This window comes from Stenotrophomonas sp. LC732, assembly GCF_052446685.1.
GTDB classification, from domain to species: Bacteria; Pseudomonadota; Gammaproteobacteria; order Xanthomonadales; family Xanthomonadaceae; genus Stenotrophomonas; species Stenotrophomonas muris.
In genome coordinates this window covers 3,840,140-3,859,858 of the sequence record NZ_CP199214.1, presented here as the reverse complement: position 1 = coordinate 3,859,858, position 19,719 = coordinate 3,840,140, and the positions used below count along the sequence as shown (strand labels likewise).

General features: G+C 66.8%; 18 protein-coding genes. 11 read left to right on the top strand and 7 right to left on the bottom strand.

From position 1 onward, the window contains the following. From xerC to hslU, 3 genes are all read left to right on the top strand, one after another. Positions 1-897 (top strand): tyrosine recombinase XerC, encoded by an 897-nt coding sequence (gene xerC / locus ACT6SE_RS18210; protein ID WP_046432594.1) that lies wholly within the window; start codon positions 1-3, stop codon positions 895-897. 85 nt (positions 898-982) lie between these two features. Continuing rightward, entirely contained in the window at positions 983-1,534 is a 552-nt protein-coding gene (gene hslV, locus ACT6SE_RS18205) for an ATP-dependent protease subunit HslV (protein WP_005411093.1), read from the top strand. 103 nt (positions 1,535-1,637) lie between these two features. Then, positions 1,638-3,011 carry an ATP-dependent protease ATPase subunit HslU gene (hslU, locus tag ACT6SE_RS18200; RefSeq protein ID WP_014648461.1) on the top strand — a complete coding sequence of 458 codons (1,374 nt, stop codon included), beginning with the start codon at positions 1,638-1,640 and terminating at the stop codon, positions 3,009-3,011. 96 nt (positions 3,012-3,107) lie between these two features. Here hslU and ACT6SE_RS18195 read toward each other — a convergent pair whose 3' ends face one another. Together ACT6SE_RS18195 and smeT are read right to left on the bottom strand one after the other, a co-directional pair. Continuing rightward, on the bottom strand, positions 3,108-4,100 hold the full coding sequence (locus tag ACT6SE_RS18195) for a Gfo/Idh/MocA family protein (protein ID WP_014648460.1): 993 nt from the start codon (positions 4,098-4,100) through the stop codon (positions 3,108-3,110). A gap of 46 nt (positions 4,101-4,146) precedes the next feature. After that, entirely contained in the window at positions 4,147-4,806 is a 660-nt protein-coding gene (gene smeT, locus ACT6SE_RS18190; RefSeq protein ID WP_032961200.1) for an efflux transporter SmeDEF transcriptional repressor SmeT, read from the bottom strand. A 224-nt stretch (positions 4,807-5,030) separates the two neighbouring features. Between smeT and smeD the strand changes: the two genes are divergently transcribed. The 3 genes from smeD to smeF all read left to right on the top strand — a co-directional run bounded on the left by smeD (position 5,031) and on the right by smeF (position 10,843). Continuing rightward, positions 5,031-6,215 (top strand): multidrug efflux RND transporter periplasmic adaptor subunit SmeD, encoded by a 1,185-nt coding sequence (smeD, locus tag ACT6SE_RS18185; protein WP_014648458.1) that lies wholly within the window; start codon positions 5,031-5,033, stop codon positions 6,213-6,215. 12 nt (positions 6,216-6,227) lie between these two features. Continuing rightward, positions 6,228-9,350 carry a multidrug efflux RND transporter permease subunit SmeE gene (gene smeE, locus ACT6SE_RS18180; RefSeq protein WP_014648457.1) on the top strand — a complete coding sequence of 1,041 codons (3,123 nt, stop codon included), beginning with the start codon at positions 6,228-6,230 and terminating at the stop codon, positions 9,348-9,350. 92 nt (positions 9,351-9,442) lie between these two features. Continuing rightward, positions 9,443-10,843, top strand: a complete 1,401-nt coding sequence (gene smeF, locus ACT6SE_RS18175) for a multidrug efflux RND transporter outer membrane subunit SmeF (protein WP_141098620.1) — start codon at positions 9,443-9,445, stop codon at positions 10,841-10,843. A 142-nt stretch (positions 10,844-10,985) separates the two neighbouring features. On the opposite strand, the gene ACT6SE_RS18170 is transcribed toward smeF, so the two are convergent. The 4 genes from ACT6SE_RS18170 to ACT6SE_RS18155 form a co-directional block, all read right to left on the bottom strand. Then, entirely contained in the window at positions 10,986-11,408 is a 423-nt protein-coding gene (locus tag ACT6SE_RS18170; RefSeq protein ID WP_032961193.1) for a low affinity iron permease family protein, read from the bottom strand. Between the two features lie 67 nt (positions 11,409-11,475). After that, positions 11,476-11,811, bottom strand: coding sequence for a hypothetical protein (locus ACT6SE_RS18165; protein WP_005411085.1), 336 nt, complete (start codon positions 11,809-11,811; stop codon positions 11,476-11,478). Positions 11,812-11,886: 75 nt separating this feature from the next. After that, the gene (locus ACT6SE_RS18160; RefSeq protein ID WP_014648454.1) at positions 11,887-12,147 is read right to left on the bottom strand and encodes a hypothetical protein; all 261 of its coding nucleotides are present in this window, start codon (positions 12,145-12,147) and stop codon (positions 11,887-11,889) included. 199 nt (positions 12,148-12,346) lie between these two features. After that, complete coding sequence (locus ACT6SE_RS18155) at positions 12,347-12,799, bottom strand: nucleoside deaminase (RefSeq protein WP_005419409.1); 453 nt, start codon at positions 12,797-12,799, stop codon at positions 12,347-12,349. An 80-nt stretch (positions 12,800-12,879) separates the two neighbouring features. Here ACT6SE_RS18155 and ubiE point away from each other — a divergent pair, with 80 nt between their 5' ends. The 4 genes from ubiE to ACT6SE_RS18135 all read left to right on the top strand — a co-directional run bounded on the left by ubiE (position 12,880) and on the right by ACT6SE_RS18135 (position 17,231). Next, positions 12,880-13,641, top strand: coding sequence for a bifunctional demethylmenaquinone methyltransferase/2-methoxy-6-polyprenyl-1,4-benzoquinol methylase UbiE (ubiE, locus tag ACT6SE_RS18150; protein WP_005411082.1), 762 nt, complete (start codon positions 12,880-12,882; stop codon positions 13,639-13,641). Between the two features lie 182 nt (positions 13,642-13,823). Then, a complete protein-coding gene (locus ACT6SE_RS18145; protein WP_041863838.1) occupies positions 13,824-15,752 on the top strand; it encodes a M1 family metallopeptidase in 1,929 nt (642 codons plus the stop codon). Positions 15,753-15,879: 127 nt separating this feature from the next. Continuing rightward, the gene (locus tag ACT6SE_RS18140) at positions 15,880-16,611 is read left to right on the top strand and encodes a hypothetical protein (RefSeq protein ID WP_008265071.1); all 732 of its coding nucleotides are present in this window, start codon (positions 15,880-15,882) and stop codon (positions 16,609-16,611) included. After that, the gene (locus ACT6SE_RS18135; protein WP_014648451.1) at positions 16,611-17,231 is read left to right on the top strand and encodes an HAD family hydrolase; all 621 of its coding nucleotides are present in this window, start codon (positions 16,611-16,613) and stop codon (positions 17,229-17,231) included. Before ACT6SE_RS18140 ends, ACT6SE_RS18135 begins: the two co-directional genes overlap by 1 nt. Positions 17,232-17,418: 187 nt before the next feature. On the opposite strand, the gene ACT6SE_RS18130 is transcribed toward ACT6SE_RS18135, so the two are convergent. Then, a complete protein-coding gene (locus ACT6SE_RS18130; protein WP_005411078.1) occupies positions 17,419-18,357 on the bottom strand; it encodes a carbohydrate kinase family protein in 939 nt (312 codons plus the stop codon). A gap of 283 nt (positions 18,358-18,640) precedes the next feature. On the opposite strand from ACT6SE_RS18130, the gene ACT6SE_RS18125 reads away from it, so the two are divergent. Next, on the top strand, positions 18,641-19,687 hold the full coding sequence (locus tag ACT6SE_RS18125; protein WP_005419402.1) for a rod shape-determining protein: 1,047 nt from the start codon (positions 18,641-18,643) through the stop codon (positions 19,685-19,687). Positions 19,688-19,719 lie beyond the last annotated feature (32 nt).

Here is a 19,719-nt window from a genome sequence, read left to right as displayed (position 1 = left end):
ATGAGCGCGGTACAGGCCTTCCTGCAGCACCTGCAGGTGGAGCGGCGGATGTCGGCGCATACGCTCGACGCCTACCGCCGCGACCTGGACGCGCTGTCGGCCTGGGCCGAGCCGCGTGGCGTGGCGGTGGAGGCACTGGATGCCGAGGCCGTGCGCCAGTTCGTTGCCGACGAGCACCGGCGTGGCCTGTCGGCCAAGAGCCTGCAGCGCCGCCTGTCGGCCTGCCGAAGCTTCTATGCCTGGCTGCTCAAGCACGGGCGTATCGAGGTCAGCCCGGCAGCGACGCTGAAGGCACCGCGCGCACCGCGCCGGTTGCCACAGGTCCTCGACGCCGATGAGGCGGTGCAGCTGGTCGAGCTGGAGCCGGAGGGTGAGCTCGGCCGCCGTGACCGCGCGTTGCTGGAACTGTTCTATTCCTCTGGCCTGCGCCTGAGCGAAGTCTGCGCGCTGACCTGGCGCGATCTGGATTTCGACAGCGGGTTGGTGAACGTGCTGGGCAAGGGCAACCGCCAGCGCCGGGTGCCGTTCGGCCGGCCCGCGCGCGAAGCCCTGCAGGCGTGGCGCACGGAAAGTGGGGGCGGCCCGGCCTCGCCGGTGTTCCCCGGCCGCAACGGGCCGATCAGCCAGCGTGCAGTGCAGATCCGCATCCGCCAGCTGGCGCAGCGCCAGGGCCTGTTCAAGCACGTGCACCCGCACATGCTGCGGCACAGTTTCGCCAGCCACATCCTGGAATCGTCCGGCGACCTGCGCGGTGTGCAGGAGCTGCTGGGCCACGCCGACATCGCCACCACGCAGATCTATACCCACCTCGATTTCCAGCACCTGGCCAAGGTCTACGACGCCGCGCATCCGCGCGCGAAGCGTCGACGCAGCAACGAGGGCAGCGGAGAAAGCTGAACGTTGCCCCTGCGGCAGCCGGTCGCGGGTGGCTTGAAGGGCGCAGCGCAGTCCCCACCTCTGGTTCTGTCACCCCGGAGGCATCATGGACCCCAGTCAGAACCCCAACGTTTTCCACGCCACCACCATCGTCTGCGTCCGTCGCGGCGAGCACGTGGCCATTGCCGGCGACGGCCAGGTCACGCTGGGCCACACCGTGATGAAGGGCAACGCGCGCAAGGTGCGCCGCCTCGGCCGTGATGGCCAGGTACTGGCCGGCTTCGCCGGTGCCGCCGCCGATGCCTTCACCCTGTTCGAGCTGTTCGAGGCCAAGCTGGAAAAGCACGGCCAGCTGCAGCGTGCTGCGGTCGAACTGGCCAAGGATTGGCGCACCGAGCGCCGCCTCGGCAAGCTGGAAGCCCTGTTGGCGGTGGCCGACAAGGAAACCTCGCTGATCATCAGCGGCACCGGCGATGTGATCGAGCCGGAGGACGGCATCATCGCCATCGGCTCGGGTGGCTCGTATGCACTGTCGGCCGCACGCGCCTTGATGGCGCACACCGAACTGGATGCGCGCACCATCGCCAGCGAAGCGATCGGCATCGCCGGCGACATCTGCATCTACACCAACCGCAACGTGGTGGTCGAGGAGCTGTGAGGGTAGCGTCGGCCGCTGGCCGGCAACCTCATGATCCCCCGCACGCGTGCCTGGTTGCCGGCCAGCGGCCGGCACTACCGACAAAGAATCCGTGAGCACATCCATGTCGAAGATCGAAGTTTCCTCCGCCACCATGACCCCGCGCGAGATCGTGCAGGAACTGGACCGGCACATCGTCGGCCAGCACGACGCCAAGCGCGCCGTGGCCATCGCCCTGCGCAACCGCTGGCGCCGCATGCAGCTGGTGCCCGAGCTGCGCAATGAAGTGATGCCGAAGAACATCCTGATGATCGGCCCGACCGGCGTCGGCAAGACCGAGATCGCGCGTCGCCTGGCCACGCTGGCCAACGCACCGTTCGTGAAGGTCGAAGCCACCCGCTTCACCGAAGTCGGCTACGTCGGCAAGGACGTCGAGCAGATCATCCGCGACCTGGCCGATACCGCGGTCAAGCTCTATCGCGAACAGGCCAAGGTGCGCGTACGCACCCAGGCCGAAGAGCGTGCCGAAGACCGCATCCTGGATGCGCTGCTGCCGCGCCGCAGCGGTGGCATCGGCTTCGATCCGGAAGTCGCCCGCAACGAGCCGTCGGCGCAGGACAACGAGACCCGCATCAAGTTCCGCAAGATGCTGCGCAACGGTGAGCTGGACGAGCGCGAGATCGAACTCGACCTGGCCGCAAACGTCAGCATGGACATCATGACCCCGCCGGGCATGGAGGAAATGGGCCAGCAGCTGAAGTCGATGTTCGCCAACCTCGGCGGCGGCGCCAAGGCGCACAAGCGCACGCTGACCATCAAGGCCGCGCGCCCGCTGCTGATCGAGGAAGAAGCGGGCAAGCTGGTCAACGAGGACGACATCCGCACCGCCGCGATCGAGGCCTGCGAGCAGCACGGCATCGTCTTCATCGACGAGATCGACAAGGTCGCCAAGCGTGGCGACAACGTGGGTGGTGGTGACGTGTCGCGCGAAGGCGTGCAGCGCGACCTGCTGCCGCTGGTGGAAGGCTCCAACGTGTCCACCAAGTACGGCACGATCAAGACCGACCACATCCTGTTCATCGCGTCGGGCGCGTTCCACCTGGCCAAGCCCAGCGACCTGATTCCGGAGCTGCAGGGCCGCTTCCCGATCCGCGTGGAGCTGGGTGCGCTGAGCAAGAACGATTTCGTGCGCATCCTGACCGAACCGAAGGCCGCGCTGACCAAGCAGTACGAAGCACTGCTGGCCACCGAAGGCGTCAAGGTCAGCTTCACTGCCGATGCCATTGATCGTCTGGCCGAGATCGCTTTCCAGGTGAACGAACGCCAGGAAAACATCGGCGCGCGTCGCCTGCATACGGTGCTGGAGCGCCTGCTGGATTCGCTCAGCTACGAGGCACCGGACCGCGACGGCGAAACCCTGGCCATCGACAGCGCCTACGTGGACAAGCACCTGGGTGAGCTGGTGCAGGACCCGGACCTGAGCCGCTACATCCTGTAATGCCTGGTGGGGTCGGATCCCTCGCCGTGGCGAGGGCGCTGACCCCGCCCACTGCAGCAGAAAAGGCCGCCGCAAGGTGGCCTTTTTCCTGTGCGGTCAGTGCGATTGCCGGGTGCGGTAGTCCCGCAGCACCTGGTCGATCACTGCACTGGTGCGGGCGGCGCTGATGCCGTTCGAGGGCGAGTGCCCGTTGCCGCGCAGTTCGTCGACGAGGGAGGCGATCAACGGCTGCTGGATCGACGACGGGTTCGGGATGTCGAAGGCCTGCACGCCCGCTTCGGTTTCCAGCTCCACCGGAACGTCCTCGAAGGTGGCAAAGCGCAGCTGCCCCCGGTCGCCGGTGATCTCGATCTGATCCTGGCGGCGGAACGCGCAGAAGCTCCATTGCGCGATGCCGTGCGTCCCCGTCCCGGTGCGGAAGCACATCGAGACGCTGTCCTCGGCGGCGTAGGCGCCGGTCAACGAGCTGGCCAGGCCACGCACATCGCTCAGCGGCCCCAGCAGATGGTCGAGCAGGTCCAGGGTATGCGAGCCCAGGTCGACGAACAGCCCGCCGCCGGCGATCGCGGGGTTGGTCCGCCAGAAGTCAGGCGATGCGGCATCCACTGAATGCGGCCGGTGCAGGGTGGCGCGCACGGCGCGCACTGTGCCGATCGCGCCGTCGTCCAGCAGCTGCTTCACCTGTGCGAAGCGGGGCAGGGCACGGCGGTAGTAGGCCACGAACACGGGCACGCCGCTGCGGGCGCTGGCCGCGATGATGCGCTGGCACTCGTCGTGGTCCATGGCCATCGGCTTTTCGATGTAGACCGGCTTGCCCGCAGCAATCGCCTGCAATGCGTAGTGCATGTGCGTGGAGGGCGGTGTTGCAACGTAGACCGCGTTCACCTCCGGATCGGCGATGAGTGCATCGGCGTCCGCGTACCAGCGCGGAATCGCGTGGCGGCGTGCATAGTCTTCGGCCAATGCGGCATTGCGGCGCATGACCGCCACTACCCGTGAGCCCGGCGTGTTGGCCAGGGCTGGCCCGCTCTTCTTCTCGGTGACGCTGCCACACCCGATGAAGCCCCACACCACGTTGTCCAGGATCATCGATCTGCCCTTGCAGGGGGGGCCGCAGTGATGGGAGCAGCCTCGTTCACGCCTCGGGCAGCGGCTCGGGGACGGTGCCGGGAACGAACACACCATCCTTCACGTAGGCGGCCAGGGTCATGTCCAGCGCGAGCATGCCGTCGCGCTTGAGGTCCATCAGTTCCGGTTCGACCATCGCGCCGTGCAGCACGCCCAGCACGGTGGCGTGCAGCATGCGCGCGGCGATTTTCGGGTCGGCGCCTTCGCGCAGCTGGCCCAGATCGCGGGCGCGGCGCAGGGCACGCTCCATCCGGTCCAGCGCATCGCGGAATCCGGCCTGCTGCATTTCGGTCAGCACCCTGGTGTCCGCCGACGCATCGCTGCGCAGCATGATCTCCATGGTCTTGCGCAGGCGCTCGTCCTCGGACAGCTCGATGAACGAGTGGATCATCACCGCGCGCAGATCGTGCACCGGGGTGTCGCGCTGGTCGGTGGAGGTGCGCTCCAGTTCCTGCATGAAGGGCAGGTGCACGCGCTCGACGATGGCGGCCAGCACCTCGCTCTTGTTCTTGAAGTGCCAGTAGACCGCGCCACGGGTGTAGCCGGCGCGGGCACCGATCATCTCCAGCGTGGTACGGGCCACGCCGTGTTCATGGAAGCAGGCTTCGGCGGCGTCAAGGATGCCTTCCCGGGTTGCCTGGGTGTCCTCTTTGGTCTTGCGGGCCATGGGTGTGGGTACGAGTGCGGGTGAAACGTGGCTGAATTGTACCGGTTTACAAACAAACAAGCATATATGTATATTTCGCACCCATCATTCCCGTGGTGTGCGTGGCAGGCCGGTCCGGCGCCCACTCCACCCGGGTGGGCGCGATCTGCGGGCTTTCACCGGAAGGGGAACGTCCATCGATATCAGCTCCCTCTGAGATTCCTTCCTCCAAGAGCCTTTCCGTCATGTTGCTGAGCCGAATCCGACCCTTTGCACTGTCGCTGGCAATCGCCGCGACCGTGGCTGCCTGCGGCGGCCAACCCCAGGCCCCCGAGCAGGGCCCGGGTGACGTCACCGTGGTCACGCTGAAGTCCGAGACCGTGGGCCTGACCCGCGAACTGCCGGGCCGTACCAATGCCTTCCTGGTCGCCGAAGTGCGCCCGCAGGTCAATGGCATCGTGGCCAAGCGCCTGTTTACCGAGGGCGGCATGGTCAAGGCCGGCGAGCCGCTGTACCAGCTCGACGATGCCAGCTACCGGGCCCAGGCCAACAACGCCCGCGCCCAGCTGGCCCGCGCCGAAGCCACCGCCAATGCCGCGCGCCTGAGTGCCAAGCGCATCACCGAGCTGGCCAAGGTTGATGCGGTCAGCCAGCAGGACCTGGAAAACGCCGTCGCCGCGCAGAAGCAGGCCGAGGCCGACGTCGGTGCCGCCAAGGCCTCGCTGGATGCGGCCAACGTCACCCTGGGCTACGCCCGCATCACCGCGCCGATCAGCGGCCGCATCGGCAAGTCCAGCGTCACCCAGGGTGCGCTGGTCAGCGCCGGCCAGGCCAACGCACTGGCCACCGTGCAGCAGCTGGACCCGATCTATGTCGACCTGACCCAGTCCTCGGCCGAGCTGCTGCAGCTGCGCCGCGAACTGGCCGCCGGCCGCCTGCAGGACAACCAGACCCTGCCGGTCAGCATCCTGATGGAAGACGGCAGCACCTTCGAGCACAAGGGCACGCTGGAGTTCTCCGAAGTCAGCGTCGATCCGACCACCGGCAGCTTCGGCCTGCGCGTGAAGGTGGACAACCCGGACGGCCTGCTGATGCCGGGCATGTACGTGCGTGCGGTGATCGGCGGCGGCGTGCGCAGCGACGCGGTGCTGGTGCCGATGCAGGGCATCGCGCGCGATCCGAAGGGCGACACCACCGCGATGGTGGTCGGCAAGGACAACAAGGTCGAAGTGCGCCCGGTCAAGGTCAGCCGCACGGTCGGCGACAAGTGGCTGGTCGAGGACGGCCTGAAGGCCGGTGACAAGGTCATCGTCGAAGGCCTGCAGAAGATCGGCCCCGGCATGCCGGTCAAGGCCACCGAGAAGGGCGACGCACCGGCCAAGCCGGCGGCAGCCGCCCAGCCTGCCGCCCCGGCCGGCGACGCGAAGTAAGCGGAGAACCCCATGGCACGCTTTTTCATCGATCGACCCATCTTTGCGTGGGTGATCGCCATCATCATCATGCTCGCCGGCGGCCTGGCGCTGTTCAAGCTGCCGGTCTCGATGTACCCCAACGTCGCACCGCCGGCGGTGGAAATCAGTGCCACCTACCCGGGTGCATCGGCCAAGGTGGTCGAGGACTCGGTGACGCAGATCATCGAGCAGAACATGAAGGGCCTTGATGGCCTGATCTACTTCTCCTCCAACAGCTCGTCCAACGGCCAGGCCACCATCACCCTGACCTTCGAGAGCGGCACCAACCCGGATATCGCCCAGGTGCAGGTGCAGAACAAGCTGCAGCTGGCCATGCCGCTGCTGCCGCAGGAAGTGCAGCGGCAGGGCATCAACGTGGCCAAGTCCAGCTCGGGCTTCCTGAACGTCATCGCGTTCGTGTCCGAGAACGGCAGCATGGACGCCAACGACATCGCCGACTACGTCGGTTCCAATGTCGTCGACCGCCTGAGCCGCGTGCCAGGCGTGGGCAACATCCAGGTGTTCGGTGGCAAGTACGCCATGCGCATCTGGCTGGACCCGAACAAGCTGCATACCTATGGCCTGTCGGTGCCGGAAGTGACCGCCGCGATCAAGGCGCAGAACGCCCAGGTGGCGATCGGCCAGCTCGGCGGTGCGCCGTCGGTGAAGGGCCAGCAGCTCAACGCCACCATCAACGCGCAGTCGCGCCTGCAGACCCCGGAACAGTTCCGAAACATCATCGTGCGCGGTGCGCAGGACGGTGCCGAGCTGCGCCTGGGTGATGTCGCCCGCGTCGAGCTGGGTGCCGAGTCCTACGACTTCGTCACCCGCTACAACGGCCAGCCGGCCAGTGGCCTGGCGGTCACCCTGGCCACCGGCGCCAACGCGCTGGATACCGCGGCCGGTGTGGATGCCGCGCTGGAAGACATGAAGGGCTTCTTCCCGGCCGGCCTGAAGGCCGAGATCCCGTACGACACCACCCCGTTCGTGCGCGTGTCGATCAAGGGCGTGGTGCAGACCCTGATCGAAGCGATCGTGCTGGTGTTCGTGGTGATGTACCTGTTCCTGCAGAACTTCCGCGCCACCCTGATCCCGACCATCGCCGTGCCGGTGGTGCTGCTGGGTACCTTCGGCGTGCTGGCGATGCTGGGCTTCTCGGTGAACATGCTGACCATGTTCGCGATGGTGCTGGCGATCGGCCTGCTGGTGGACGATGCCATCGTGGTGGTGGAGAACGTCGAGCGCATCATGTCCGAGGAAGGGCTGTCGCCGCTCGAAGCGACCCGCAAGTCGATGGGCCAGATCACCGGTGCGCTGGTGGGTATCGGCCTGGTGCTGTCGGCGGTGTTCGTGCCGATGGCCTTCATGAGCGGCTCCACCGGCGTGATCTATCGCCAGTTCTCGGCCACGATTGTCTCTGCGATGGCGTTGTCGGTGCTGGTGGCGATCGTGCTGACCCCGGCACTGTGCGCGACCATGCTCAAGCCGCTGAAGAAGGGTGAGCACCACGTCGCCCACCGTGGCCTGGCCGGTCGCTTCTTCAATGGCTTCAACCGTGGCTTCGACCGCACCAGCGAAAGCTACCAGCGCGGCGTGCGCGGCATCATCCACCGTCCGTGGCGCTTCATGGGCATCGTGGCGGCGCTGTTCGTGCTGATGGGCGTGCTGTTCGTGCGCCTGCCCAGCTCGTTCCTGCCCAATGAAGACCAGGGCGTGCTGATGGCGCTGGTGCAGGCGCCGGTCGGTGCCACCCAGGAACGCACGCTGGAATCGATCGCGGCACTGGAAAACCACTTCCTGCAGAACGAGAAGGATGCGGTGGACTCGGTGTTCTCCGTGCAGGGCTTCAGCTTCGCCGGCATGGGCCAGAACGCGGGCATGGCGTTCGTCAAGCTGAAGGACTGGAGCGAGCGTGACGCCGACAATGGCGTGATGCCGATCACCGGCCGTGCGATGGCGGCCCTGGGCCAGATCAAAGATGCCTTCATCTTCGCCTTCCCGCCGCCGGCCATTCCGGAGCTGGGGACCGCCTCGGGCTACACCTTCTTCCTGAAGGACAACAGCGGCCAGGGCCACGAGGCACTGGTGGCCGCGCGCAACCAGCTGCTCGGCCTGGCCGCAGGCAGCAAGAAGCTGGCCAACGTACGCCCGAACGGCCAGGAAGACACGCCGCAGTTCCGCATCGACATCGACGCGGCCAAGGCGACCTCGCTGGGACTGTCGATCGATCAGATCAACGGCACGCTGGCCGCGGCGTGGGGCAGCTCGTACATCGATGACTTCGTCGATCGTGGCCGCGTCAAGCGCGTGTTCGTGCAGGCCGACCAGGCGTTCCGCATGGTGCCGGAGGACTTCGATCTCTGGTCCGTGAAGAACGACAAGGGTGAGATGGTGCCGTTCAGCGCCTTCGCTACCAAGCACTGGGATTACGGTTCGCCGCGCCTGGAACGCTACAACGGTGTGTCGGCAATGGAAATCCAGGGCGAACCGGCCCCGGGTGTCGCCTCCGGTGATGCCATGGCCGAGATCGAACAGCTGGCCAAGCAGCTGCCGGCGGGTTTCGGCATCGAATGGACGGCGATGTCCTACCAGGAACGCCAGGCCGGCTCGCAGACGCCGCTGCTGTACACGCTGTCGCTGATGATCGTGTTCCTGTGCCTGGCCGCGATGTATGAAAGCTGGAGCGTACCGACCGCGGTGCTGCTGGCGGCCCCGCTGGGTATCCTCGGCGCGGTGCTGGCCAACACCTTCAAGGGCCTGGAGCGCGACATCTACTTCCAGGTGGCGATGCTGACCACGGTGGGCCTGACCAGCAAGAACGCGATCCTGATCGTCGAGTTCGCCAAGGAAAACCTGGAAAAGGGCGCCAGCCTGATCGAGTCGATCATGCACGCCGTGCGCGACCGCCTGCGCCCGATCGTGATGACCTCGCTGGCCTTCGGCATGGGCGTGGTACCGCTGGCGATCTCCACCGGTGCCGGCTCCGGCGCCAAGCAGGCGATCGGCACCGGCGTGCTCGGCGGCATGATCGTCGGCACCGTGCTCGGCGTGTTCTTCGTGCCGCTGTTCTTCGTGGTGGTGCAGCGCGTGTTCAAGCGCAGATCCACGACGTGACCTGTAGCGGTCATGCCGGCCTCAAGCTGGCGTTATCGAAACGGTAGTGCCGGCCGCTGGCCGGCACTGCCTCCTGCCATCCGGCAGTACCGATGGAAGTGATCCCCATGAAAAGTGCATCCCTGTTCCTCTCCATTGCCGCCACGCTCGCGCTGGCCGGCTGCTCCACCCTGGCGCCGAAGAACACCGCCGTCGCTCCGGCGATTCCTGCGCAGTGGCCGGCCGAGGCCGCGCAGGGCGAGGTGGCCGATGTCGCCGCCGTCGGCTGGCGCGATTTCTTCACCGATGCGCGCCTGCAGCAGGTGATCGAGCAGTCGCTGCAGAACAACCGCGACCTGCGCGTGGCCGTGCTCAATGTCGAGCGCGCGCGTGGCCAGTACCGCGTGCAGCGCGCCGATCGCGTGCCCGGCGTGGCCGTGACCGGCCAGATGGACCGCCGTGGTACCGATGCCGGTGTCACCGAGCAGTTCAGCGCGGGCGTGGGTGTGGCCGAGTTCGAGCTGGACCTGTTCGGTCGCGTGCGCAACCTCAGCGAGGCGGCGCTGCAGCAGTACTTCGCCGTGGCTGCCAACCGCCGCAACGCGCAGCTGAGCCTGGTGGCCGAGACCGCCACCGCGTGGCTGACCTATGGGGCTGATGCGCAGCGGCTGAAGATCGCCGATGCCACGCTGAAGACCTACGAGGATTCGCTGCGCCTGGCCGAGGCCCGCCACGAACGCGGCGGCAGTTCGGCGCTGGAGCTGACCCAGACCCGTACCCTGGTCGAGACCGCACGCACCGATGCCGCGCGCCTGCGCGGCCAGCTGGCCCAGGACCGCAACGCACTGGCGCTGCTGGCCGGTGGCCAGCTCGATCCGGCACTGTTGCCGGACAGCGTCGAACCGCAGCTGCTGGCGCTGGCCCCGCCGCCGGCCGGCCTGCCCAGCGACGTGCTGCTGCAGCGCCCGGACATCATGGCCGCCGAACACCAGCTGCTGGCCGCCAATGCCAACATCGGTGCGGCACGCGCAGCGTTCTTCCCGAGCATCTCGCTGACCGGCAGCATCGGCAGCGGCTCCAGCGAACTGTCCAACCTGTTCGACAGCGGCACCCGTGTGTGGAGCTTCCTGCCGAAGATCACCCTGCCGATCTTCCAGGGCGGCAAGCTGCGCGCCAACCTGGCCATCGCCAACGCGGATCGTGATATCGCACTGGCGCAGTACGAGAAGTCGATCCAGGTGGGATTCCGCGAAACGGCCGATGCGCTGGCGTTGAATGTCAGCCTGGATGAGCAGGTGAGTTCACAGCAGCGCCTGGTGGAAGCGGCCGAACAGGCCAATCGCCTGTCGCAGGCACGCTACGACGCGGGGCTGGACAGCTTTGTCACCCTGCTTGACGCGCGGCGTACCGCCTACAACGCGCAGCAGACCCAGCTGCAGGCGCAGCTGGCGCAGCAGGCCAACCGCATCACCCTGTACAAGGTGCTGGGCGGCGGCTGGCACGAGCGCGGGTAAGCAGTGCTTCTGGTAGGTGCCAACCTTGGTTGGCACGGATGCGTCAGCGCAGGCGGCTGGCCCTGTGCCAACCAAGGTTGGCACCTACCTGGAGATCGAGGGTAGTGCCGGCCGTTGGCCGGCATTGTCATTCGGAGGCCTGCTATACCGCTTCATCGTCGCGCCGCGCCGCATGGCAGGCGCGAACGCGCGCCAGCGCATCGCCGGCTTCGCGCGCCATCTGCTCGTACTCGGCGCGGATCTCTTCCAGGCGCGCTTCATCCAGTTCTTCCAGATCCAACAGTTCGTTGTTGGCTTCGGCCGTCGCCCGGATCAGCTCGTCCAGCTTGATCTGCATCGCGGCAGTATCCGCGTTCTGCGTGTGCTGGATCAGGAACACCATCAGGAAGGTGATGATGGTGGTGCCGGTGTTGATCACCAGCTGCCAGGTGTCATTGAAACCGAACACCGGGCCACTGATGCCCCAGATCACCACGATCGCTACTGCAGCCAGGAAGGTCCACGGCGAGCCGGTGGCGGCCGCGGCCTTCTTGGCGATCGTATTGAACAGGTTGCGTGCTTTCATCGTCGTCGTCCCACTCAGGTGACGAGGATGATCGGCAGTGGCCCGTGCAGGGGTTGTGCAGCGGCGGTCAGGCGCGCATGCGCTGCAGTCGTGGCGCCTGCAGGCTGCGCACCGGGCTGCTCTGGTAGACGTGCTGCCAGCAACGGTCGACGAACTCACGGGCCTGGGCTTCGCTCAGCCGCGGCATGATCTGGAGGGCGTATTGGGTCTGGAACATCTCGTCACGTTCGGCCTCGCTGGCGCGCGGCTGGGTGATCAGCGAATCACAGGCGAACTTGATCCACGGCACGTACGAGCCGAACGAGTTGTGCGGCAGTGCGCCTTCGGCATGTTGGCGGCGCCAGTGGTCAAGCTCGGCGTCAACGTTGATGACCGGAGGAATGGTGGGGACTTCAGCGTGCATGACAATCCAGTTCGGTTGAGTGGAAAGGGAGTGGGGGTTCATCCGAGTGTGGCGTATATGGCGGTGCATGCCGCGTCAGCGGGATGTGGAGCCTGCGTTGGCATGGCCGATCAACTGCGCATGTTCGACCGCACCGAGGTCTTCGGCCAGAGTGGCCATCGCATTGCACAGGCGTTCGTGGTCGAGCGGGTGGCGGCGGACCAGCTCCAGTTGCATGTGCTGATAGGCAGTCCAGAACGGCGCGCCGCGCCGGTGCAGCGCATATTGCTGCTGCAAGCGTTCGCGGATCGGATCGAGGATCGGGTCTGTCGTAGGGCGTACGGCGTGCGCGCACATGGCTGGCTCCGCCGGGGAAAGGGTGCCCCGGTGAACCCACCGTAGGCGTGTCAGCCGCGTGGGGTGTTACCGCAATGTGTGCGCGTGACCTGGCTGACTGTGCGCGCGGTCACGCCGATGCCCGCAAAGGCCGCCGGCACAAGGGCGCACCGGCGCTGAAGCGTTCATTAAATGTGTTGCAGAGACGAGCGCGCGTGGCTCATTCGCCGATGTCCTCGTTCCAGATGTCGGGATGACGGCTGATGAAATCGCCCAGCAGGTCCACGCATTCCTGGTTGTCCAGGTCGATCACGTTGACGCCGTTTTCGCGCAGCCAGTCGATGCCGCCCTGGAAGGTGCGCGATTCGCCCACCACCACGGTGCCGATGTTGAACTGGCGCACCAGGCCCGAGCAGTACCAGCACGGGGCCAGGGTGGTGACCATGATGGTGTCCTGGTAACGGCGCTGGCGGCCGGCCTTGCGGAAGGCGTCGGTTTCGCCGTGCACCGACGGGTCGCCTTCCTGCACGCGGCGGTTGTGGCCGCAGCCGAGCAGGCGGCCGTCGTTGTGGTACAGCGCCGCGCCGATCGGCACGCCGCCCTCGGCCAGGCCCTGGCGGGCTTCGGCGATGGCGGTCTGCAGCAGGGCCTGGTAGTCGGGCGTGGTGATCATGCGGGGCTCCGGTAAGTCGTGGCCCGCCATCATACGGGCAGGGGGTGCCGCTGGCCCCCGGCGGTGCGATAATCGGGGCCATGAGCGAATCCCCCTACAAAGCCGGTACCACCCATTTCGGGTTCCGCGACGTCGCCGCCAAGGACAAGCAGAAGCTGGTCGGCCAGGTGTTCACCTCGGTCGCGCGCAACTACGACCTGATGAACGACCTGATGAGCCTGGGCGTGCACCGGGCGTGGAAGCGCTACTACGTGGCCACCGCGCAGGTGAAGCCGGGCGACCGCGTGCTCGACCTGGCCGGCGGCACCGGCGACATCGCCGCCCTGCTGAAGGAGCGCGTCGGCGCCGAGGGCTCGGTGGTGCTGGGCGACATCAACGCCGGCATGCTGTCGGTCGGCCGTGACCGCCTGACCAACCGCGGCCTCGTGCTCGGCCTGGACTACGTGCAGTGCAACGCCGAAGCCCTGCCGTTCCCGGACAACAGCTTCGATCTGGTCACCATTGCCTTCGGCCTGCGCAACGTGACCGACAAGGACGCTGGCCTGCGCGAGATGTACCGCGTGCTGAAGGTGGGCGGCCAGGCCCGCGTGCTGGAATTCTCCGAAGTCACCGCGGACTGGTTCAAGCCGATCTACGACTTCCACTCGTTCAAGATCCTGCCGAAGCTGGGCAAGCTGTTCGCCAACGATTCGGACAGCTACCAGTACCTGGCCGAGAGCATCCGCAAGCACCCGCCGCAGGACGAACTGAAGGCGATGATGGGGCAGGCCGGCTTCGAGCGCTGCCACTACAAGAACCTGACCGGCGGCATCGTCTCGATCCACTCCGGCTACAAGCTGTAAGCCCGGTGTTCCGTAGTGCCGGCCGCTGGCCGGCATCTGCGCGGCCAATCACTGGGCGACGGGGTTGCCGGCCAGCGGCCGGCACTACCGGTGCTGTGCCCGCCATTACCCCGCACCGCGCAACGCCTGCGCGGCCGGAGGGAGGTACCATTGGGGTTTGATCCCCGTAACGGTCCCGATTCATGCGTAATCCGCTGATGCTCCTTCCGCTGGCCGTGGCCCTGGCCGCCGGCTGCTCCCAGGAGGCGGCCGCGCCCGCCGCCGCCCCGACTGCCGCAAAGGCCCCCGCCGCCCCAGTGAACGCCGAGAACCGCAGCCACGACGAAAGCTCGTATGCCGAGCCGGACAAGGTCGTCATCAAGGACATCGCGCTGGATCTGAAGCTGGACTTCGACCAGAAGCAGATCGGCGGAACCGCCACCTACACCCTGGAATGGAAGCAGAAGGACGCCAGGCAGCTGGTGCTCGACACCCGCGAGCTGACCGTGTCCAAGGTCGAGGCCGTCGGTGCCGATGGCGCGCGCAGCCCGCTGCAGTTCGCGCTGGCCCCGGTCGACAAGGTGTTCGGCAGCAAGCTGACCATCGAGACCCCGGAACAGCCGGCCAAGGTGGAAGTGACCTACCACACCGCACCGACCGCCTCGGGCCTGCAGTGGCTGGCGCCGTCGATGACCGAAGGCAAGAAGCTGCCCTTCATGTTCAGCCAGTCGCAGGCCATCCACGCCCGCTCCTGGGTGCCGCTGCAGGACACCCCGAGCGTGCGTTTCACCTACAGCGCGCACGTGGTCTCGCGCCCGGACGTGATGGTGCTGATGAGCGCCGACAACGATCCGAAGGCCGCGCGTGACGGTGACTACACCTTCAAGATGCCGCAGCCGATTCCGTCCTACCTGCTGGCCATCGCCGCCGGCGACCTGGTGTTCGAGCCGATCTCCGGCCGCTCCGGCGTCTGGGCCGAGCCGACCATGGTCAACAAGGCGGCCAAGGAATTCGAAGACACCGAGAAGATGATCGGTGCCGCCGAGAAGCTGTACGGCGAATACCGCTGGGGCCGCTACGACATGCTGGTGCTGCCGCCGTCGTTCCCGTTCGGCGGCATGGAGAATCCGCGCCTGACCTTCGCCACCCCGACCGTGATCGTCGGTGACAAGTCGCTGGTCTCGCTGGTCGCCCATGAACTGGCGCACAGCTGGTCGGGCAACCTGGTGACCAACGCCAGCTGGAAGGACATCTGGCTCAATGAAGGCTTCACCACCTACGTCCAGGGCCGCATCACCGAAGCCCTGTACGGCAAGGAGATGGCCGAGATGGAGAAGCAGATCGACCAGACCGACCTGCTGGCCGAAGTGAAGGACATGAGCCCGGCCGACCAGGCGCTGGCGCTGCCGCCGCTGAACGAGCGTGACCCCGACGAAGCCCTCAGCCAGGTCGCCTACGTCAAGGGTTCGTGGTTCCTGGAATTCCTGGAGCAGCGCTTCGGCCGCGAGACCTTCGATCCGTTCCTGCGCGGCTGGTTCGATGACCATGCCTTCCAGAGCGCGAACACCGACCAGTTCGTCGCGTACATGAAGAAGAACCTGCTGCCGAAGAATCCCTCGGCAGTGACCGAGGCCGAACTGAAGGCGTGGCTGGACGAGCCGGGCATTCCGGCGTTCGCGGCCAAGGCGCAGTCGCGCAACTTCAGCAGCGTCGATACCGCGCGCATTGCCTTCGCCAGCGCCGGCACCGTGCCGAGCAGCCAGGTCATCGCCGACTGGAGCACGCAGGAATGGGTGCGCTTCATCGACGGCCTGGGTGCGACCCAGCCGCTGGACAAGCTGGCCACGCTGGACAAGGCGTTCCACTTCACCGGCACCCCGAATGGCGAGATCGCCATGCGCTGGTACCCGCTGGCGATCCGCAGCGGCTACGAGCAGGCCAATGAAGGTGCTGCCGCGTTCATCGAGCGCGTCGGCCGTCGCAAGCTGATCCTGCCGATCTACGCCGAACTGGTGAAGACCCCGAAGGGGCTGGAGCTGGCCAAGCAGGCCTTCGAGAAGGCCAAGCCGGGCTACCACCCGATCACCACGGCCTCGGTCCAGGACATGCTGGCCAAGGCTGAAGCCAAGTAACCGGTGGTGCCGGCCGCTGGCCGGCAACCGGTCACTGCTTCACCAGCTACGGCGGGGAAACCCGCCGTTGCTGTATCCGCTTTTCGCTGCCGATAGAATCGGGATGCACTCGCATAGGACCTCCGCCATGAAACGACTGATCCTGCTCACCGCCTGCACCCTGGCCCTGGCCGCCTGCAGCAACCCCGAGGAAGAGCGCAAGGCGCAGGAAGCCGCCGCGGCCGCCGTGCAGGCGCAGAAGGAAGCCAAGGCCGAGGACGTGGCCAAGCAGTACGACATGGCCGTGGCCGCGCAGGACTGGGAACGCGCGCGCCTGCATGGCGCCTCGCTGCTGGACCAGTACAAGGACACCGCCGCCGCCGAGCGCATCGCCGCGGGCTTCGACGAGGTCAAGGCCAAGGGCGATGCCGCGCGCGACCTGCGCCGCATGCAGGCGCTGTGGCAGTACAACCAGATCCCGGTGGGCAACAAGGGCAACCAGGTTTCGGCGCAGATCTACAGCAAGGAACGGGTGGACGTGGATGGCAGCGGCGCCAAGCCGGTGCAGCTGGTGTTCCGCGATCACCCGGAGTGGAAGCGGCACGCTTACCTGGTGCTGCAGGCCGGCGATTTCCGCTGCCCGCAGTGCACGGTGAAGGTGACCGTGGACGATGGCAAGCCGGTGTCGATGGCGGCCTGGCGCCCGAAGACCGATGAAGCCATCGCCCTGTTCATCACCGACCAGAAGGCGTTGTGGAAGCTGGCGCGCAAGGGCAAGTCGATCAGCATCGAGTTCCCGGTCAAGGCTGGCGGCACGCGTACGGCCGTGTTCGAGACCGGCGGTGTCGACGCCAGTCGCATGCCGCAGTGGTGGCAGTGATGACCGCGACGGGCAGCGCAGTGCACGCGTTGTCCGCGATCCGGCACTGGGTCTTCGACATGGATGGCACGCTGACCGTCGCCGTGCATGATTTCGCCGCGATCCGCCGTGCGCTGCAGATCGCGGCCGAGGAGGACATCCTGGACCATATCGCAGCGTTGCCGGATGCGCCGGCGCAGGCCAAGCGTGAGTGGCTGCTGGATCACGAACGTGTGCTGGCCGAGGAGGCGCTGCCGGCGCCGGGTGCGGTGACGCTGCTGCGTGCGCTGGCAGCCGACGGTTGCCGGCTGGGCATCCTGACCCGCAACGATCATGCGCTGGCGAAGCTGACGCTGGACGCGATCGGGGTCGGGGAACTGTTCGATGATGCCGACATCGTCGGCCGTGATGAAGCGGTGCCCAAGCCCTCGCCGGATGGCCTGCAGCAGCACCTGCGGCGCTGGGGCATTGCAGCGAGGGAGGCGGTGATGGTCGGCGACCACGCCTACGACCTGGAGTGCGGCCGCGCCGCGGGCGCCCATACCGTACTGGTCAACCTGCCGGAAAACCCGTGGCCCGGCCGTGCCGACTGGCATTTCGCCGATTGCCGCGCGCTGTTGGCGGCCTGGCAGGCCGCATGACCGTGTAGAGCCGAGCCCACGCTCGGCTGCTCTGCGGTCAGATCGCGCAGGCGCGCGCAAGCCGAGCATGGGCTCGGCTCTACAGAGAGCAGGCAACGTGTCGGTCGGAAGTTCCGGTAGTGCCGGCCGCCGGCCGGCAGTGTCGACCCAGGTCGACACCCACCGAGCGATGCGCGGGCAGTGCGGCTTACGCGCCCAGCGCGTAACCGAACTGCTGCTTGAACTGCTCGTTGAACTCGTCGAAGGTGAAGCGCTGGTTCTGCGTGCCCGGGTGCTCGACCTTCAGCGCGCCCATCAGGTTGCCCATGCGGCCGATGGTCAGCCAGTCGTAGCCCTTCTGGATGCCGTAGATCAGGCCGGCGCGGAAGGCGTCGCCACAGCCGGTCGGGTCGACCACGCGGCGCTCGTGCGCCGGCGGGATGTCGTAGCTCTTTTCCGGGGTGTGGATGACCGCGCCCTTCGGGCCGCGGGTGGTGATGTAGGCCTTGACCCGGCTGACGATCTCCTTTTCGTCCCAGCCGGTGCGCTCCTGCAGCAGGTTCGACTCGTAGTCGTTGACCACCACGTAGTCGGCCTGGTCGATGAAGGCGCGCAGCTCCGGGCCGTTGAACAGCGGCATGGCCTGGCCCGGGTCGAAGATGAACGGGATGCCGTCCTCGTGGAATTCCTGTGCGTTCTGGATCATGCCTTCGCGGCCGTCCGGGCCGACCAGGCCCAGGGTCACGCCCGGCACGCCGCGCACATGGTTCTCGTAGGAACGCATCATCGCGCCCGGGTGGAAGGCGGTGATCTGGTTATTGTCGTGGTCGGTGGTGATGAACGCCTGCGGGGTGAACAGCTCATCGATCACGCGCACGCGCGACAGGTCGATGCCCAGGCCTTCGAAGTACTCGCGGTACGGGCCGAAGTCCGAACCCACGGTGCCCATCGGGATCGGCTGGCCGCCCAGCAGGTGCAGGTTGTAGGCGATGTTGCCGGCGCAGCCGCCGAACTCGCGGCGCATGCGCGGCACCAGGAAGGACACGTTCAGGATGTGCACCTTGTCCGGCAGGATGTGATTCTTGAACTGGTCCGGAAACACCATGATGGTGTCGAAGGCAAGAGAACCACAGATCAGAGCGGACATCGATGTAAGCCTATGCGGTGAATTTTGGGGTGGGCCAGCCCGGTTCAGCGGGCAAGCAAACGGCGCCCTTGGGCGCCCGACGGCGCAAAGGTTACCCGCTGGTGCCGCTCAGGGCCAGAACCGGGTGATGCCCGATCAGGCCGAAAGCCTGTGAAGACGCGGGTTCAGCTAGTTTTTTCCTTGCTCGGCGGCAGGCGGGTTGCTAGGCTTGTCGGCCTCGATTTCTGCCCATTTTTTCGCCATCCCGCGGCGGGCACGACACCCCTCAGGACTCCTTCCTCAGATGTTCAAGAAACTCCGTGGCATGTTCTCCAACGACCTGTCCATCGACCTGGGCACGGCCAACACCCTCATCTACGTGCGCGGGCAGGGGATCGTGCTGAACGAGCCGTCGGTCGTGGCCGTGCGCCAGGACCGTGCCATCGGTGGCACCCGCTCGGTGGCAGCCGTGGGCGCCGAAGCCAAGCAGATGCTGGGCCGTACCCCGGGTCACATCACCACCATCCGCCCGATGAAGGACGGCGTCATCGCCGACTTCACCTACACCGAGGCGATGCTCAAGCACTTCATCAAGAAGGTGCACAAATCGCGCGTGCTGCGCCCGAGCCCGCGCGTGCTGGTCTGCGTGCCGGCCGGCTCGACCCAGGTCGAGCGCCGCGCGATCAAGGAATCGGCCGAGGAAGCCGGTGCCCGTGACGTGTTCCTGATCGAAGAACCGATGGCGGCCGCGATCGGCGCCGGCATGCCGGTCACCGAGGCCCGTGGCTCGATGGTCATCGACATCGGCGGCGGCACCACCGAAGTGGCGGTGATCTCGCTCAACGGCATCGTCTATTCGGCCTCGGTCCGCATCGGCGGCGACCGCTTCGACGAGTCGATCACCAACTACGTGCGCCGCAACCACGGCATGCTGATCGGTGAAGCCACCGCCGAGCGCATCAAGGTCGAGCTGGGCTGCGCCTACCCGCAGGCGGAAGTGATCGAGATGGAAATCTCCGGCCGCAACCTCGCCGAGGGCGTGCCGAAGATGATCAAGATCAGCTCCAACGAGGTGCTCGAGGCCCTGCACGAACCGCTGTCGGGCATCGTCAGCGCGGTCAAGCTGGCGCTGGAGCAGACCCCGCCGGAACTGTGCGCCGACGTCGCCGAGCGCGGCATCGTGCTGACCGGTGGTGGCGCCCTGCTGCGCGACCTGGACCGCCTGATCTCCGAGGAAACCGGCCTGCACGTGCAGGTGGCCGACGATCCGCTGACCTGCGTGGCCCGCGGTGGCGGCCGTGCGCTGGAGCTGGTTGACATGCACGGCAACGAGTTCTTTGCGCCGGAATAAGCCGTCCCGGCCGTTCCTGCCTGCCGCGCCCT